This window comes from Microlunatus ginsengisoli (assembly GCF_039537205.1).
Classification (GTDB): domain Bacteria; phylum Actinomycetota; class Actinomycetes; order Propionibacteriales; family Propionibacteriaceae; genus Microlunatus; species Microlunatus ginsengisoli.
In genome coordinates, this window is sequence record NZ_BAABAB010000024.1 from 1 (window position 1) to 16,152 (window position 16,152).

Below are 16,152 nucleotides of genomic sequence, written 5' to 3' on the forward strand. Positions count from 1 at the left end.
GGTCACCCCGGCTACACCACTATGCGGGACTCAACTCCCGTCGCGCTGGTCCGCACACATCGTCGTGCGAGACGAGTTCGGTCCGGCGCTGGCCAACTCATTTCGGGGCTGTGATGTCACCGCCAGCGGAGGATCAACCCAACTCACGGTGCAGCATCAAACCGATCTTCACAGCATCCTCGACCGCCTCCAAGACCTCGGGGCCAGCCTGCTGAGCCTGACAGTCGACAAGAGCGACACGAAATAGCCTCGGAACCGAAGGACACCCAAGCACCCACAGTGCCCATTCACGTCGACACCACCAACGAACCCGGACGCGGCCAGACCACTGCGATGCTCGGAGCCAACGAGCCGTGGCCCGCCTCTGATGCGACAGTCGGGCGGTGGAGAGTGGGGTCTGTGGCGCCGTCCAGGTTCGGCCCCGCCGCCGTTCCTGACGGCCGATGCTTCGCTGTTGCGAGCCGATGGCAGGTGTTCGAGGCGATGTTGGAGGGCTGATCGGAGCAGCAACGCTCACGAGGCCTGCGGACCGACGCGAACGACGGTCGCCTATTGGCCGTTCGCCGCCAGCGATTCGCCGCCGAGTGGCCATGGTCGTGGCGGCCTGTTGACCTGGAGGGGTTCACTTCCGAGCTTCGGGTCGATCGCAAGAGTCTGGCGACCGTGCGCGGCTACCAAGGCTGCCGCTCGGCCGTCACGCGATAGAACTGTCGCCCGAGGTCGCAGTAGTTGCCATGATCATTTGGCGCAGCGAAGTTGACCGTCAGTCCCTCGTACAGGTGCTGTTGCCAGCATCTGTGGCGAGTTGCATCGGCGGTTCCAGCGGTTCCACAGCATCAGGGGCTCCGGTGTGCGCTGACCGGACGGGACCGAATGAAGCGCGGCGGATCAGTCGTCCCGGGAATGGGGACAGGGGTGGGAGTCCAGACCGCCGTTGGATCAGCGCCGCCAGGCGTGAGCCGGCCGTGTAGCCGATGTCGTAGGTGGGCTGGGCGATCACGGTGATCGGTGGGTTGAGGAGGCGGGCCCACGGCTGGTCGTCATACATGAGCACCGACACGTCGTCGGGGATGCGCAACCCCTTCTGCTGCAGGGCTGCAATGACGACTTGGCCGATCAGGCTGTCGGACGCGATCAGTGCGGTTGCCTTGTCTCGCACCAGGTCATCGACCGCGGAGGCGATGGATGCCTCGCCGCGCAGCCCGTCGCGCAGCAGGCTTTCGTCCCAGCGCAGGCCGTTCAGCTCGAAGGCCTGGGCCAGTGCTGCCACCCGCGACGCCACCGGGGAGGACAGCGGCTCTTGGGGACTGGCGCGGTTGTCGTCGTTCCGCGACGTGGTGATGTAACCGATCCGGCGGTGACCCAGCGCGATCAGTTCCTCGGCGGCCTCCACGGCAGCCGCGCTGACGTCGGATCCGGCGAGGTCGACAGGGAGTCCCGGCACGCCGCGGTCGAGCAGCACCAGCGGACGTCCAGCCTGCAGCACGGAGTCCAGGTGGCCGGCTTCGGTCGTCGACGGCGCAACGATGAGCCCGTCGACCCGCTTGTCCATCAGCATCTCGACGGCTGTCCGTTCGGCCGCCAACCGTTCGCTGGTGTTGCTGAGCACCACGGTGAAGCCGTGCTCCTCGACGGCGTCGGAGATGCCTCGGGTGGCCAAGGCGAAGTAGGGGTTCTCGATGTCGCCGACGACCACCCCGACGCTCAACGAACGGCCGGTGTTCATGCTGCGGGCCAGCTGGTTGGGTCGGTAGCCCAGCCGCTCCGCTGCCGCCACGACCCGGGACCGGACGGCGTCGCTGACCGCGCCGTACTCGCCCAGGGCGCGGGCCGCCTGCGCTTTGGATACCCCGGCCTCCCGGGCCACGTCGGCCACGGTGTGCTCGCGCTGACCCGCCGTCTTCGCCATCCCGTTTTCCCTTCTCGCCCGACGCGAGTTGACGTCGCGAGCGATGTCGCCTAATGTTTTGCGAAACCTGATTGAGACCGGTCTCACGATACCGCATTGAGACCGGTCTCACCGCTCGAGGATTGGATCTCACAACGATGTCTCGCTCCCTTCTCAAGTTTCTGGGCGCGCTGGTCGCACTGGCCGCCGTGCTGGGCCTGACCGCCTGTGGCGGCGGCAGCTCGAAGACCTCCGCCGACAACCCCTATGGCCTGATCACGCCCGGCCAGATCCGCGTGGCAAGCCTGGGCGACGCCAAGCCGTACACCTTCACCGACGCCAACGGTGAGTTCACCGGCTTCGACGTGGAACTCTTCCGCGACGTCGCCCAGCGAGCCGGCATCACCGATGTCGTGTTCACCGGCCAGGACTTCTCCGCCATCCTGCCCGCCGTCTCGAATGGGCAGTTCGACGTCGGGGTGGCCGCCATCGGCATCACCGACGCGCGCAAGCAAACCGTCGACTTCAGTAACGGCTACCTGGCCGGCTATCTCACCGTGATCACCACCAAGGAGTCCGGGATCACCGGCGTCGACACTTTGGCGGGCAAGCGGCTTGGCGTCGTGCAGGGCACGCTGCAGGAGGCGTACGCGGTGAAGAACTTCCCGCAGGCCAACCTGGTCCGGTTCCCGGACAACAACGCCGCCATCTCGGCGGTGACCCGGGGCAGTGTGGACGCCCACTTCCTGGATTACGAAGCGGCCAAGTCCTACATCAAGCAGTACGGCTTGGTCAGCGCCGCTGACATCCCGTCCTTCGACGCCCCCGCCGGCTTCGCGATCAAGAAGGGCAACACGGCGTTGAAGGCGGGCCTGGACAAGGGGCTGAACGACGCCATGGAGGACGGCACCTGGAAGAAGCTGTACCAGAAGTGGTTCCCCGGCTCGCCGATGCCCAAGCAGTACCTGCCGGGCGGTGACCACGATGCATCAGCCATAGCGACCCCGTCGTCCTGATCACCGCTCGCCTGCGCTGAGGAGCAGCTGACATGGACTGGCTGAACGACATTCTCCGCACCTTCTTCGACCCGCACGCCATGCTCCAGGTGCTGCCGCAGATGCTGATGGTCGGGCTGAAGAACACGTTGATCATCTCCGTCGCCGCGACCCTGATCGGCCTCGTGCTCGGCATGATCGTGGCGATCATGGGGATCTCCACCTCACCCTGGCTCCGCATCCCCGCCCGGATCTACACCGACCTGTTCCGCGGCCTGCCAGCCATCTTGACCATCTTGCTGATCGGCCAGGGCTTCGCCCGGCTCAGCCAGTCGGTCTTCGGGCCCTCGCCCTACCCGCTCGGCATCATCGCCCTCAGCCTCATCGCCAGCGCCTACATCGGCGAGATCTTCCGGGCCGGCATCCAAAGCGTCGACAAAGGCCAGCTGGAGGCGTGCCGGGCGCTCGGCATGAACTACGCCAAGGCGATGCGCCTGGTGGTGGTCCCGCAAGGCGTCCGGCGGATGCTGCCCGCGTTGGTCAACCAGTTCATCGCCATCGTCAAGGACTCCAGCCTCGTTTACTTCCTTGGCCTGCTGAGTAGCGAGCGCGAGCTGTTCCGGGTCGGCCAGGACGCCGCCATCCTCTCCGGCAACCTGTCACCCCTCGTGGTGGCGGGAGTGATGTACCTGATCATCACCGTACCGCTGACCCACCTCGTCAACTACTTCGACAACCGCTTCCGCACCGGCCGCCGCAAGGCTGCTCCAGTCAGCGGGCTCAAGGAACTCGACGAGGTCGCCGCCGATAGTCCCCTGACCACCGGGAGCAACACATGACCACACTCAACCCCCGCACCGAAGCCTCATCGCAGGCGACCGCGGACACCGAGCCGACGTTCCACGGCGCCGGCCTGGAACTGGTCGGGCTCTCGATGGCGTACGGCAGCTTCGACGTCGTCCGCAATGTCAGCTTCACCGTCCGGCCCGGAACAACCACCTGCGTCATCGGCCCGTCCGGGTCCGGCAAGTCAACGCTGCTACGCGGGATCAATCGGTTGCACGAGCCCAAGGGCGGCGAGGTGCTACTGGCCGGCGAAAAGACCTCGGCCGTACGTCCGGAAACCCTGCGGCAGCGCATCGGCCTGGTCTTCCAGCACTTCAACCTCTTTCCCGACCACACCGCGCTGGACAACGTCGCCCTGGCACTGTGGAAGGTCAAGGGCATGTCCCGATCGGCGGCTCGGGCCCGAGCCGAGCAGGCCCTGACTGAGGTCGGGCTGTCCGAACGAGCCGACCATCGTCCGCGGGATCTGTCCGGCGGGCAGCAGCAGCGGGTGGCGATCGCCCGGGCCCTGGCCATGGAGCCGGAGGTGATGTTGTTCGACGAGGCGACCAGCGCGCTCGACCCGGAGCTCGTCAAGGGCGTGCTGAACCTGATGGCCGGACTCGGCCGACGCGGCATGACCATGGTCGTGGTCACCCACGAGATGGGCTTCGCTCGCAAGGCCGCCGACCAGGTGATCTTCATGGACGAAGGCGAGGTGGTCGAAGCCGGAACCCCAGAAGCCATCTTCGACCAGCCACAAAGCGCCCGGCTGCAACGATTCCTCTCGGAGGTCCTGTGACGCCTCCGACAGACCAGACTCCCATCCGTACCGCGATCATCGGGTTCGGCACCGGCGGACGGGTGTTCCACGCCCCCTTGCTGGCCGCGGATCCACGGTTCTCGGTCGACGTGGTCGTCACCGCAAACCCGGAACGTCAGCGACTGGCCGCCCTGGCCTGTCCAGACGCCGCGCTGGAGTCCACACCCGACGCGTTGTTCGACTATCCCGACCGAGTTGACCTGGTGGTGATTTCCACCCCACCGGACAGCCACCGGGATCTGGCCCGGGCGGCGATCCAGCACGGGCTGGCGGCGGTGGTCGACAAGCCGTTCGTCGTCCGGCCCGACCAGGGCCGGGAGCTGATCAAGGAAGCCCAGCAGCACCAGACGCTGTTGACGGTCTTCCAGAACCGGCGCTACGACGGCGACTTCGCGACTGTGCAGGGGCTGGTCGGCGACGGTTCCCTCGGCGAGATCCGGTCCATGGAGTCCCGGTTCGAGTGGTGGAAACCCGACGAGCCCAAGGCCTGGAAGGCACAGGCCGGACCACAGACCGGCGGCGGCATGCTGTTCGACCTCGGACCGCACCTGCTGGACCAGGCCTTCCAGCTGTTCGGGCCCGCGACCACGGTGCACGCCGAGCTGACCCGCTACCGGCCCGGCGACGGTGGCGACGACGAAGCCTTCGTCTCCCTCGATCACGCCAGCGGGGTCCGCAGCCACCTGGCGATGAGCTCACTCGCCCCACTGGAGCGGCCCCGGTTCACCGTCACCGGGTCCCGCGCCGGCTACGTCAAGTGGGGCCTCGACATCCAGGAATCCCAACTCGGCCAAGGCATGTCACCGCACGCCGACGACTACGGCCGTGAGCCCAAGGACCGGTGGGGCCGGATAGGTCTGCGCGAGCAGTCCGGCGTCGTCCCGACCGAGCCCGGCCGCTACGGCGCCTTCTACTCCACCCTGGCGCAGGCCCTGCTCCACGGCGCACCACCGCCGGTCGACCCCACCGAGGCGCTGACCGTCATCGAGTGCATCGACCAGATCTACGCCACCACCCCGATCACCCGGCGCGGCTGACCAGCTGCGCCAAACTCCAACTCTGGAAAGGTTCACCAGTTTCATGACCAACGCCTCGCCGAACAAGATTGCCGTCGTCGGCGGCGGAATCCTCGGCGTCTCCACCGCCCAGCAGCTGGCCCGCGCCGGCGCCACGGTCGTGCTCGTCACCGACCGGGAGCCGACCAGCAACGCCTCCGGCCGATCACTGTCCTGGCTCAACTCGGCCGGAGTGCGCGGCGAGGCCTACCACCGGCTCCGGATGGCCGGCATCGACCGATACCGCACCCTGTTCGCCCAGCACCCCGACGCCGACTGGCTCCGCTTCGACGGCGGCCTGGCCTGGCAACCCGAAGACCAGGACGACCAGCTCCGGCGACACCACGAGCACGAACGCTCGCAGGGCTACGACAGCCACCTTGTCACCCGTGAGCAGATCGCCAACACGGTGCCCGGCGTCGACCCGGCCGCCGCCCCGCCAGCTGGCGCGATCTGGAACCCCGGTGAAGGATGGGTCGACCTGCCCAGCCTCAGCCAAGTCTTGATCAAAGACTTCCTCGAAAACGGCGGTCAGCTGGTCACCAACGCCGGCCCGGCCTCCATCGAGATCAGCGACGGCTCGGTAACCCGCGTCCGCACCGAACACGGAGAAGTCTTCGACGTCGATGCAGTCGTGCTAGCCACCGGGCCTGCCGTGCCAGCCATGGCCGCCAAGCTCGGAGTGATCATCCCCGACGCCACCCCGATCTCCCTGCTGGTCACGACCAAGCCCATCCAGCACCGGCTGAAGGCCGTGCTGAACACCCCCCGGGCCTCCGTGCGGCCCACCCCGGACGGCGCCCTCGCCGTCGACTCCGACTGGACCACGGCCAGCATCATCCGCTCCGACGACGGCGGCTACGACGTCGACCAGGCCGTGATTGAGGCGCTGCTCGCGGAGGCGTCGAAACTGCTGGCCGGGAACCCGAACCTGGAGGCCGACTGGCACGCCGCCGGACCGAAACCGATCCCCGGAGACGGCGAGCCCGTCCTCGGCCGGGTCGACGAGGTCGACGGGCTGTACCTCGCCTTCACCCACAGCGGAGCCACCCTCGCCCTGATCACCGGAGAGCTGCTGACACACGAGGTGCTGCGCGGCCCCCACCCCATGCTCGCCGACTTCAACGTCCGCCGGTTCAGGTAGGAAACCTGCGGGTATCGCCGGATAACGGGAAACCGGCGATACCCCAATCCTGCCCGGGACCCTGCGGCGACAGCCACCATGATCGCTACAAGGTCAGACCTGTCCGCCGAAGGGCCGGTCCCACCGGACCAGCACGCCATTCAGCTGGCCCCTCCGAGACGAGCATCCCCTGCCCCACATCGGGGCTGTACCAGCAATCTGCCCGATTGAATCTGCCTCGCAGGCGCCATCCCCGACGGTCAGCGGGGCTGGTTGTCGGCTACTGTGCCGCCACGGTGAGGCCAACGGTCGGGAAGGACCACGTTCCGTTGAGCACTTTGGGGCGGGGCCGATATAGCCGAACGAGGTAGTTCCATCCCTCGGGCAACGGGATGGAGTTGCGGGCGGGGTCACCGTCCCCCCCCGAAACGCACGACGACGCTGCCGTCGTCTTCACGAGCGGCTGCGATGCTGTTAATCGTGTAAGCGTCGGCGGTGTTGGGCTCGAAGTAGCCGGCCGCGTTGTAAACCGAGATCGACCAGAAGCCGTCTACCGGCACGTCGTCGGCGATACGCAGCTCGTACTCCCCGACCGGCAGATCGGGTGCCACCCCGACATAGGTGGCCTCAGTGTCGGGCAGTCCTCCCCAGCCCGCAGCGGTACCGATCAGGTGACGAACCGGGTCGACCTCGCCACGGCGGCCGAAGCTGCGGGCGAAGTTGTCCATGTCGTGGGCCAGGGCGAGCAGGGCGCCGCGGGTGCGGTCGAAGCTGGCCGGATCGTACTCGGGCATCTCGAACGTGCGCGCCGATCGGGCCGTCAGGCCGAGCCTGTCCTGGATCGCCGCCACCTTGGCCACGTCATCGGGATCGCGTGGGTCAACCAGTGTCCGGGCGGCGACCAGCACGTAGTCGGCGTCGAACTCCTCGGCCGTGAGCTCGTAGGTGCCGGGATCGTGGAAGACCTTGTTGATGAAGTGGTCGCGGTTGACGATCATCACCGACAGATAGCGACCGTCGGTCTCCGGGACGGTGAGCGTGGCTCCGGCCGAGATGTCGGTGACGGCGAAGCTATACAGCGTGTCTCGGTTCAACCGGATGACGGTCTGCTTATCGATCGGTGCCGGGGTTCGGTTGTGCGCGAACGTATTCACCCCGCCCGCATCGAACTGGATCCCGGCAAACATGCGATCGGTCTCCGCGCGCACGAAGTTGTCGACATTCACTTTGACCCGCGTCACGCCCAGGATCCTAACCAGCCGACTCCTCCCAGAGGAGCCGAGCCTCGACAGGTCAGACCCCGAGGACCCACAGACCTGAACCACGGATGGCGCCCAGACTTCTCCGTCACGTGGAGCCAACCTAGGTTGACTGACTCAGCCAGCACGATCAGGTCACCACGCGCAGATTCGGGCGCCGGCGGCCGCGCGGATCGGGAGGAAGCTCTGCCCACAGCTCCGTGTCACGAAGCTGTGGATGTTCGGATGCCGGGAGGTTGTCCATGAACAGCGCTAGAGTCTCGCCGCGGCGGGTGGCGGCTGGGGCCGGGGCTTGGTCTGTGCCGGTGTAGATGGCTTGGTCTCAACGGTCATGACAGCGTCCCTGGAGTTTGGCGTCGCAGCAGCGGCCGATGAGCGGTGGGTGGTGGCTAGATGTCGTGGGAGCGGTGGGTGAAGGTGCCGCCGACGGCGGTGGCGAGCAGGGGGATGGCGTGGATGTCGGCCGGGTCGACCTCGGCGGGGTGGGCTTCAGGACGACCAGGTCGGCGAGCTGACCGGGGATCAGGCGGCCTTTGCGGTCGTGCTGCCCGGTGACGCGGGCGGAGCCGGTGGTGGCGGCGGTGACGGCTTGGGTCGGGGTGATCCGCTCGTTGGGTCCGTAGGGGCGTGCCTCCTCGGTGAGCCGTTGGACAAAGGCTTGGATGCCGGCCAGCGGCGGCCCGGGCGCCACTGGCCGGTCGGAGCTCAACGCCAACGGCAGGCCGGCGTCGAGCAGGCTGCGGCCGCGGAACGACCAGTGGCTGCGCGTGTCGCCGATCGCACGGCGCAGCCCTTCACCGCTGCGCCCGTGGGATCGGACGTTCGACGGCTCGACGCGGACTCCGAATGGGACCGACAATGCTCGGATCGACTCCCGCGCACGCTCACTGTCCACCAGGTCGTCGACCCCGGGACGGGTGCGGACACCGTCACGGTTCAGTCGGAGCGGGGCCATCAGCCGTACCGCCGCCCGCTTTCGTTTGGCGGTGACCACGCAGTGGGCCTGAGTGGAGTCAATCTCTCGTGACCCATCAGCTTCTTGAGGACCTCGATCGGTGTGCCGCTCCTGCGGTGAGGCCAGCCGACATCCCCACCGGCATGCAGCCGGTGCACCAGGTCGCGCTCCTCCTCGGTCGGCGGGTTCAACCGCAGATGCGCGATCCCCCACCAGCGGTCGAGCATCCGTTCAGACTCGAAGAGGTCGAGGGTGGATGTGGCCCGCTGCAACGCAGGCCCGGTACTCGCCGGCGAACGCTTCCGCCCCGTCGACCGACGCGTTCTGCAACGCCTGCATGATCGCGGCGACGGACCGTTGCACTGTCACATCCACGCTCACCCGGCCAGCCTGTCAGCCCACACCCACAAGACCTGACTCCTCACACGAGTGCCGATGGCTTCGCCTGGGGCAGCCAAACGGGGTCAATTTCAGCGGCTGTTGACGGGCGCTCGTTCTCATCGCTCCGAGGGCGAGATGATCGGGGAGAGTTCGCAGCAACCGTCTGTGCAGGCACTGATCATCGGCGTGAGGAAGTCTCGGAGCTTGCTCAGTTGCGCGATCTGGGTGTCGATCCGCTCGCGGACGGCCTCCAGCCGCCACACCTCGGAGCCGCATGTGCCGCCCCCGTCATGCGCGGCCAACGCGGCAACGATTTCGTCGATGCTCATCCCGACCGCGCGGAGCCGGCGAGCCAGCACGATCCGGTTCACACTCGACGGTGCGTAGGTGCGATAACCGGACGGCAGCCGAACCGGCGGCGGAAGAATGCCCCGCTGCTCGTAGTAGCGGACCGTGTCCACGCTCACCCCGGCCCGGGCAGCAATCTCACCGATCTTCACCATATTCTCTTGACTCTGGAGCATACTCCAGAGTTTACGGTGAGGTCAGCCCATCCGGGAACCCTCACCGAAGGAGTCAGCATGAACCAGAAGTCCCACCTGACGTGTGACATGAGCACCGCGCCCGACACACCGAAAGACCGGGCCGCCGAATACCAACACCTATTCGCCACAGCACTGTGCGGGCGCGATCGGACCGAGCGGATGGTCCGCTTCCGGTTCCGCGCCGACGCCGTCGACGAAGCACAGGTGCGGAGCCTGGCCGCCCGAGAACAAGCCTGTTGCCCGTTCTTCCACATCCGGCTCAGCACCGTCGACGACCAGCTGTGGTGGGCGACCACAGTCGAAGATGATCCGCAGGCGAAGATCCTGCTCGACGAATTCGCACGGCTGCCCGACCAGCACACGCCTGCCGCCACCGTCGCGGACGACCTGATCGACCGCAACATGCTCATCACCAGTGCAGCCGACCCGAGTTCGACCACGCCTGTCCAGGCAGAACCTGGCGACCACCGTCGAACGAGGACAGCGGCGCGGGCTCTGCTGACGACCATCGCCGCGATCATGCTGCTCCTCGCGGTCGGACCGCAGGCCCAGGCCGTGGTCGTCCCCGACGACTACTACCAGGTCGTGAACCACCAGACCGGGGAATGTCTCGACGTGTGGGGCGCCTCCCCGGCACACGCCGCCAACGTCGGCGTCTGGCGCTGCGTCGGCGCAGACAACCAGCTGTGGCACCTCGAGCCGCTCACCACCAACGACACACCGAACGGCTGGTACCGGGTGCGGGTGCTGCACACCGACATGTGCCTCGACGTGGCCTACCGCGGCACCTACAACGGCGCCGACGTCATCCAAGGCACATGCATGGACCCCACGCCCCAGACCAGCTACAACCAACACTGGCGCCTCGCCCGCATCGGCGGCTACTACCAACTCGTCAACCGCTACAGCGGCAAATGCCTCGACAAGACCGGCTCCGGCGACGTCGTCCAATGGGCCTGCGGCGACTCCACCAAATGGTGGCAGCAGTGGAGCTTCCGCTGAACCACCACCACGCTGAGCGTCCGATCAACGCGCCGCCGACCGCACCCAGCCTGCCGCCCGGCAGGCTGGGTGGCGGCTCGCCGACGACCATGCCCCCGCTTGGGCCCGCGACCCCTTGCACCGAGGCATTCCGGAAAACCGAAAGGAGAGGATTGTGCACGGGTGCAGCCGAACCCGCCTTCATGGTTGCCGACAGAACACCGACGCTGCCACGCACCGACGCTGCCACACCAGAGGTCCATCGGGGTCACGACAATGATCCGCCCGGACTCGCCGCCGAGCGGCGATGACCGGGGCAGCTGCCGGCGCCAATCGACAGGTCCACTCTCGGAGATCAATCGTTGTCCGCTCAACCTCTGAGGCATCTGGGAACTGTGCAGTCAGCGATGCTGAGGACAGGTGAGGTCGCCGAGGTACTCGGCATCTCACCACATCAAGATCGGCACTCATCGCCGCGTTCCACGTCAGGCCATCGAATCCCTGCTGAGCAGACCGCTCTCCGAAGACAGGGCCCGATCATTATGGCTGCACGCCGCCATCCTCGGCGAGCTCGTCGAAGACCCGAGGGAACCATCGCCAAGGCACGGCAGAACCTGGCCACGATGCGCGCCCGGCAACCACGGATCGCCGTCTACATCGACGGCTGGCAGAAGGTGCTGGACGGAGTCGAGGAGATCGCCAGAACCTTCGTCAGCCAAGACCCATGGTCCACCGAACTGCGAGCCCACACACCGTTCGCCGGAGTGCTCAGCCAAACCACGCAACAAGCCGTCGTGCGAAGCTTCAGACGATCTCAACGACGCTGACGCGAGGGCCCGGATCACCGTATCGGCTACCGCGACGCACGATCTCCTCTCCTGAGATGGCCAAGGCATACCCCGCCGCTTACGCGTTAACGTCGCCGCCAACTTCACCCCGAGCCGGACGGCGACCTGTCTTTCCCCCTCGGCCAGCTGCTCGGTTTGTGCGGTCTTGCAGCTGATCCGCCACACCCGAACAAGACCAGTCGGGCCGCGACGATCCCGCAGAGAACGGCACTGAGCTCCGGAACGCCAACACCACGGCCACCGCCCCGGCCGCCAGACCGGCAGCCAAAGACAGCAACACCCACCGGATCGAGAGCAGTCGTCCAAAAGACACGCGTGCGATGTTTCTGTGGTTGATCACTCAGCGCGGGGTGAGGACGATCTTCTCGCAGTTATCCTTCTTGTTCTTGAAGATGTCGTAGCCGTGCGGAGCCTCGTCGAGCGGCAGCCGGTGAGTGATGACCCGGGTCGGGTCGATTTCGCCCCGCTCGATGCGTTCCAGCAGGGGACGCATGTACCGCTGAACGTGGCATTGCCCGGTGCGCAGGGTGAGTGAGCGGTTCATCCACGCCCCTGCCGGGAACTTGTCCAGGAAGCCGCCGTACACCCCGATGACCGATACCACACCGCCGCTGCGGCACGCCAGGATCGCCTGGCGCAGGGCGTGCGGGCGTTCGGTCTCTGCCCGGATCGCCTGCTTGATCCGGTCGTACGCGTGGATATGAGCCGCACCGTGGCTGGCCTCCATCCCGACCGCGTCGATGCACTTGTCCGGTCCGCGTCCGCCGGTCAACTCCGCCAGCCGCGATCGCACATCGACCTCGTCGAAATTGATCGTCATGTACCCGGCCTGCTCGGCCATGGCCAGCCGGTACGGCTCCTTGTCGATCGCGATCACCGCCGCCGCGCCGAGCAGGCGGGCGCTGTCCATGGCGAACTGTCCCACCGGGCCTGCCCCCCAGACGGCGACGACATCGCTGGACTGGATATCGCACATCTCGGCGGCCATGTAGCCGGTGGGCAGGATGTCGGACAAGAACAGCACCTGCTCGTCGCTCAGGTCGGACTCGATCTTCAACGGCCCGACGTCGGCGAACGGAACCCGCGCATATTCGGCCTGACCGCCGGCGAAACCGCCGGTGAGATGGGAATAGCCGAAGATCCCGGCCACCGGGTGACCGAACATCTTCTCGGCGATCCCGGCGTTCGGGTTGCTGTTCTCGCAGCAGGAGTACAACTCGGCCGCGCACGCCGCGCAAGCCCCGCACGCGATGGGGAACGGCACCACGACCCGGTCGCCGATCTTCAGCCGGTCCGGGTCGACACCCGGCCCGACCTCGACGACCTCGCCCATGAACTCGTGACCCATCACGTCGCCGTCCTGCATCGTCGGCACGTACCCGTCGAGCAGGTGCAGGTCCGAGCCGCAGATCGCGGTCGAGGTGATCCGGATGATCGCGTCGCGGCTGTTCAGGATGCCGGGATCGGGTACGTCGCGGACCTCGACCTTGTTAGGTCCGGCCCAGGTGTTCGCCCTCATGCCATCACCTCCGCTCGTTCCCCCGCGGGGAGCGGCTGCGCCGGACGCTGCGGGAACTCTTTACGGGCCTGCTTGCCCCACGGTGCGCCGTCGGAGCGGACCACCTCACCGGTCTCCAGGACCTGCTTCAGCCGGCGCAGGTCGTCGTCGAGCTGCTGGTGCGGTTCCTCGCCGAAATACTTGGCGACCGCTTTGCCCAGCGCACCGGCGGGCAGGTCGTATGCCATCACCACGTGCACCTCGGTGCTGACACCGTCCGGCGCCGGCCGAAACAACACGGTGCCGGCGTTCGGCACGTCGGCCTTCTCGTCGGAGCGCCAGCCGAGCTTGTCGTCCGGCACATCGTCGGTGATCTCAGCGTCCCACTCCACCGAGCGGCCGAACGGTGCCGAAGCGCGCCAATGACTCCCGCCGTCGTCCAACCGACGCACCTCGTCCAGATGCGCCATGAAGGTCGGCAGATTCTCGAGTCGGCGCCAGAACGCAAAGACCTCCGACACCGGTTTCCGGATGGTTGTTGACGCTGTTAAGTCCATCGTGGCCTCCTCGCAGTCGTGTCGTGCGGCCAGGCCGTCACCTACCCCGCGATCAAGCACCGAAACGCCTTCATGCGGCACCGAGACCAAGCAGTCGCAACCTCGTCGAAGGCCCGATATGGGCCTCCGACGAGCGTTAACAACGCCAAGGGCGCGGGCCGACTCGGGATCACGGCATGTCATTTGCGGTCGAGCCGACCGGCGAGGGAGGGCCTGCGACCTACCGCTCGCCGAGGCCGTCGGTCCCCTCCGTACGCCGCAGCTTGGATCGACCTCCCGGATGGCCGGGGCCGTACCGGACCTGCCAAGCCGGAGGGCCGATCTCGCGGCTGGCTGCTTAACGCGGAGGCCTGAGGGGAACCAGGCGCAGCATCTGCAGGGGAACGAGCATGCCTGACACGTGGACCGGGCGTCGGTGAAACGGTTTGCCTGGGCCGTGGCCCGTGGTCGCACGGTCGCTACGGCACGCGGCCACAGCCCCACGGGGTGGCCCCACCCGTATCGCCGTCACACACGCACGGTCGGGCCGAGCGCGCTCGGGCCCGAGGACGTTTCGCCGTGTTCTCAGGCATGATGAATGATCCCGTTGCGTTCCCCGCCAGTGACGAGACTGACCGACCGTATCGATGGACTCGCTCTGGGAACGTTGACGGTGGCGACCTTATGGTGCGCGTCGCCGACCTATGACCCTCCCAGTTCAGCGAGGTCGGAGAATCCTTCAAAGGCGACGATCCGGCCGTCGATGATGCGAAGCCTGGCCAGCCCCCGGAATGTGATCGGTGCCTGCGAGGGCCTTGGTCCCATCGCCTCGCTCCTGAACCGTGCCGCCACTGTCCAGCGGACGACGACCTGATCGTTCTCCGCGATCAGGTCGTCGACGGTGACGTGCAGGTCGCCGAATGCCGCGTGGGTGGCATCGAAATGGGCCTTCTCCATGGCGATGTCCATCCCCTCGCCGAGCAGTTCGTCGATGATGCCGGAGTCGCGATGGTTCCATCGCCGGTCGAAGTACCGGTAGGCGATCGACTTGTTGGCGTCGATGGCTCCGACAGGCGCGGGATGGATTTGACGAAGGTGCTTGGCGAGGAAGGTGTTCATGGCTGCGTCCAGTTCGGCATCCTCCGGCGTGCTGCCGCTGAACCCGCCATGCGGCATGGCCTCGAAGACGTGGAGCTCGGTCTCCACGCCGGCGGCCAGCAGCTTGCGGTGCATCCGCACCGTGTTGGACAACAACAAGTCGCGGGTGCCCGAGGACAAGAAGGTGGGCGGAAAGTCACTCAGGTCGGCGAACACGGGCGACAGGTAGGGCTCGGTGAGATCGTGGCCGTTGGCATAGAGCAGATTCACCGGCATCTGACCACGCAGGTCGTGCACACCCTCCAGGGTGTGGAAAGTGTCGCCGGACTCGGTCAGGTCGACCATCGGGGTGGGCAAAACCAGCGCGGCGGGCATCGGCAGTCCTTCGTCCCGAGCACGGAGCAGCAGCGCCGCAGCCAAGTTGCCACCCGCCGAGGCCCCGCCGACGACGACGTGGGCTGGGTCGCGTACCTTCAGCAGCGCACGGTATACCGCGAGGCTGTCGTCGACGGCGGCCGGATAAGGGTGCCGTGGCGGCATCCGGTAGTCCGGGCACCAGACGAGCATTCGGTGGCGCGATGCGGTCATGCTGCCCCACACCCGGGTGAGGTCGCCGGCGCCGAAGATCAGGCCACCGCCATGCAAGTCGAGATAGATCGGTGTGGTGTCAGAGTCGGAGACACCCTCCGCGCGCAGTACGTAGGTGTCGACCCCGGCCACCTCCTGCCTCTCGGTGGTAACGGCCAAGCCGTCGTCAGTGAAACGCTTCGCGATCGAGCCGTCCCGCTGCTCGATCATCGCCATCCACGCGGCGAAGTCCTCGACGGCCGGGTAGGTCGGCGGATCAATCGACGGGCGCTCGAGGTAGGCGCGAGCAGCCTGACTGATGCTCATGGGAATAGGTGCAGCTGGTCGAATCGCGGATCTCATCCGTCCACCCTTCTCGCCCTCGAACAAACGGTTCACCCGAGACATGAGGAGAACACGATTGGTCCACCGACAACGGGACGCTGAGCAAAAGAGCACCAACCGTAGCCTCAGACGGATTGTCGCAAGACCAGCACGGGAATGGGCCCTGGTGCGAATGGATATCGTGGCTCAGCTCCTGATCGGCTCGGGAAGAGCCGCCACCACCATTCAGGACCTGGCATCCCAACGCGCTGGCCTCACAGACTTGGTGGCGACGAGAAGCGGGTCTACATCCATCAAGGCCTCACCGGAACGAACCGCGACCGCCCCGGACCCCGAGAAGCCCTTGCCGCCTGCCGCTAGTGGTCCGTCGACGATTTGATCTGGTGGAGGGTGTTGCGGCCTCTGGACACCTTTTGGATGATCTGTTCGG

17 protein-coding genes are annotated in these 16,152 nt (G+C 66.8%); 8 read left to right on the forward strand and 9 right to left on the reverse strand.

All coding sequences use genetic code 11. The features are described from left to right. On the forward strand, positions 1-247 hold a 247-nt coding region (locus ABD747_RS17135; protein ID WP_344806785.1), incomplete at its 5' end, for a hypothetical protein. Positions 248-763: 516 nt separating this feature from the next. On the opposite strand, the gene ABD747_RS17140 is transcribed toward ABD747_RS17135, so the two are convergent. Further along, positions 764-1,909, reverse strand: a complete 1,146-nt coding sequence (locus ABD747_RS17140) for a LacI family DNA-binding transcriptional regulator (protein ID WP_344806787.1) — start codon at positions 1,907-1,909, stop codon at positions 764-766. Between the two features lie 137 nt (positions 1,910-2,046). Between ABD747_RS17140 and ABD747_RS17145 the strand changes: the two genes are divergently transcribed. The 5 genes from ABD747_RS17145 to ABD747_RS17165 are packed head-to-tail and all read left to right on the forward strand — an operon-like array spanning position 2,047 to position 6,730. After that, positions 2,047-2,904, forward strand: coding sequence for an ABC transporter substrate-binding protein (locus ABD747_RS17145; protein WP_344806789.1), 858 nt, complete (start codon positions 2,047-2,049; stop codon positions 2,902-2,904). 32 nt (positions 2,905-2,936) lie between these two features. Continuing rightward, complete coding sequence (locus tag ABD747_RS17150; protein WP_344806791.1) at positions 2,937-3,722, forward strand: amino acid ABC transporter permease; 786 nt, start codon at positions 2,937-2,939, stop codon at positions 3,720-3,722. After that, a complete protein-coding gene (locus tag ABD747_RS17155; RefSeq protein WP_344806793.1) occupies positions 3,719-4,510 on the forward strand; it encodes an amino acid ABC transporter ATP-binding protein in 792 nt (263 codons plus the stop codon). The genes ABD747_RS17150 and ABD747_RS17155 overlap by 4 nt, the downstream gene beginning before the upstream one ends. Next, on the forward strand, positions 4,507-5,568 hold the full coding sequence (locus ABD747_RS17160; protein WP_344806795.1) for a Gfo/Idh/MocA family protein: 1,062 nt from the start codon (positions 4,507-4,509) through the stop codon (positions 5,566-5,568). Before ABD747_RS17155 ends, ABD747_RS17160 begins: the two co-directional genes overlap by 4 nt. Before the next feature lie 22 nt (positions 5,569-5,590). Continuing rightward, positions 5,591-6,730: an NAD(P)/FAD-dependent oxidoreductase gene (locus ABD747_RS17165; RefSeq protein WP_344806815.1), complete on the forward strand. Its 1,140-nt coding sequence runs from the start codon at positions 5,591-5,593 to the stop codon at positions 6,728-6,730. A gap of 389 nt (positions 6,731-7,119) precedes the next feature. Here the strand turns inward: ABD747_RS17165 and ABD747_RS17170 are convergent, their stop codons facing one another. From ABD747_RS17170 to ABD747_RS17185, 5 genes are all read right to left on the reverse strand, one after another. Continuing rightward, positions 7,120-7,950: a DUF1254 domain-containing protein gene (locus ABD747_RS17170; protein WP_344806797.1), complete on the reverse strand. Its 831-nt coding sequence runs from the start codon at positions 7,948-7,950 to the stop codon at positions 7,120-7,122. A 340-nt stretch (positions 7,951-8,290) separates the two neighbouring features. Next, entirely contained in the window at positions 8,291-8,923 is a 633-nt protein-coding gene (locus ABD747_RS26745) for an amidohydrolase family protein (RefSeq protein WP_425562554.1), read from the reverse strand. Then, positions 8,923-9,150 (reverse strand): hypothetical protein, encoded by a 228-nt coding sequence (locus ABD747_RS17175; protein ID WP_344806799.1) that lies wholly within the window; start codon positions 9,148-9,150, stop codon positions 8,923-8,925. The genes ABD747_RS26745 and ABD747_RS17175 overlap by 1 nt, the downstream gene beginning before the upstream one ends. Before the next feature lie 4 nt (positions 9,151-9,154). Beyond that, complete coding sequence (locus ABD747_RS17180; RefSeq protein WP_344806801.1) at positions 9,155-9,304, reverse strand: hypothetical protein; 150 nt, start codon at positions 9,302-9,304, stop codon at positions 9,155-9,157. A 116-nt stretch (positions 9,305-9,420) separates the two neighbouring features. Then, complete coding sequence (locus tag ABD747_RS17185) at positions 9,421-9,807, reverse strand: MerR family transcriptional regulator (RefSeq protein WP_344806803.1); 387 nt, start codon at positions 9,805-9,807, stop codon at positions 9,421-9,423. Between the two features lie 78 nt (positions 9,808-9,885). On the opposite strand from ABD747_RS17185, the gene ABD747_RS17190 reads away from it, so the two are divergent. Together ABD747_RS17190 and ABD747_RS17195 are read left to right on the forward strand one after the other, a co-directional pair. After that, positions 9,886-10,851 carry an RICIN domain-containing protein gene (locus ABD747_RS17190; RefSeq protein WP_344806805.1) on the forward strand — a complete coding sequence of 322 codons (966 nt, stop codon included), beginning with the start codon at positions 9,886-9,888 and terminating at the stop codon, positions 10,849-10,851. A 602-nt stretch (positions 10,852-11,453) separates the two neighbouring features. Further along, complete coding sequence (locus ABD747_RS17195) at positions 11,454-11,657, forward strand: hypothetical protein (protein WP_344806807.1); 204 nt, start codon at positions 11,454-11,456, stop codon at positions 11,655-11,657. A gap of 361 nt (positions 11,658-12,018) precedes the next feature. Here ABD747_RS17195 and ABD747_RS17200 read toward each other — a convergent pair whose 3' ends face one another. From ABD747_RS17200 to ABD747_RS17210, 3 genes are all read right to left on the reverse strand, one after another. Further along, on the reverse strand, positions 12,019-13,197 hold the full coding sequence (locus tag ABD747_RS17200) for a zinc-dependent alcohol dehydrogenase (RefSeq protein ID WP_344806809.1): 1,179 nt from the start codon (positions 13,195-13,197) through the stop codon (positions 12,019-12,021). Next, entirely contained in the window at positions 13,194-13,733 is a 540-nt protein-coding gene (locus ABD747_RS17205) for an SRPBCC family protein (RefSeq protein WP_344806811.1), read from the reverse strand. Before ABD747_RS17205 ends, ABD747_RS17200 begins: the two co-directional genes overlap by 4 nt. Before the next feature lie 681 nt (positions 13,734-14,414). Then, positions 14,415-15,740, reverse strand: coding sequence for an alpha/beta hydrolase fold domain-containing protein (locus tag ABD747_RS17210; protein ID WP_344806813.1), 1,326 nt, complete (start codon positions 15,738-15,740; stop codon positions 14,415-14,417). Between the last annotated feature and the right edge of the window lie 412 nt (positions 15,741-16,152).

What these genes read in the sequence shown, in the direction of transcription:
- ABD747_RS17140 (WP_344806787.1), bottom strand. Translation starts at nt 1,909, where the DNA reads ATGGCGAAGACGGCGGGTCAGCGCGAGCACACCGTGGCCGACGTGGCC.
- ABD747_RS17145 (WP_344806789.1), top strand. Translation starts at nt 2,047, where the DNA reads ATGTCTCGCTCCCTTCTCAAGTTTCTGGGCGCGCTGGTCGCACTGGCC.
- ABD747_RS17150 (WP_344806791.1), top strand. Translation starts at nt 2,937, where the DNA reads ATGGACTGGCTGAACGACATTCTCCGCACCTTCTTCGACCCGCACGCC.
- ABD747_RS17155 (WP_344806793.1), top strand. Translation starts at nt 3,719, where the DNA reads ATGACCACACTCAACCCCCGCACCGAAGCCTCATCGCAGGCGACCGCG.
- ABD747_RS26745 (WP_425562554.1), bottom strand. Translation starts at nt 8,923, where the DNA reads ATGGCCCCGCTCCGACTGAACCGTGACGGTGTCCGCACCCGTCCCGGG.
- ABD747_RS17175 (WP_344806799.1), bottom strand. Translation starts at nt 9,150, where the DNA reads ATGCTCGACCGCTGGTGGGGGATCGCGCATCTGCGGTTGAACCCGCCG.
- ABD747_RS17185 (WP_344806803.1), bottom strand. Translation starts at nt 9,807, where the DNA reads ATGGTGAAGATCGGTGAGATTGCTGCCCGGGCCGGGGTGAGCGTGGAC.
- ABD747_RS17190 (WP_344806805.1), top strand. Translation starts at nt 9,886, where the DNA reads ATGAACCAGAAGTCCCACCTGACGTGTGACATGAGCACCGCGCCCGAC.
- ABD747_RS17195 (WP_344806807.1), top strand. Translation starts at nt 11,454, where the DNA reads ATGCGCGCCCGGCAACCACGGATCGCCGTCTACATCGACGGCTGGCAG.
- ABD747_RS17200 (WP_344806809.1), bottom strand. Translation starts at nt 13,197, where the DNA reads ATGAGGGCGAACACCTGGGCCGGACCTAACAAGGTCGAGGTCCGCGAC.
- ABD747_RS17205 (WP_344806811.1), bottom strand. Translation starts at nt 13,733, where the DNA reads ATGGACTTAACAGCGTCAACAACCATCCGGAAACCGGTGTCGGAGGTC.
- ABD747_RS17210 (WP_344806813.1), bottom strand. Translation starts at nt 15,740, where the DNA reads ATGAGATCCGCGATTCGACCAGCTGCACCTATTCCCATGAGCATCAGT.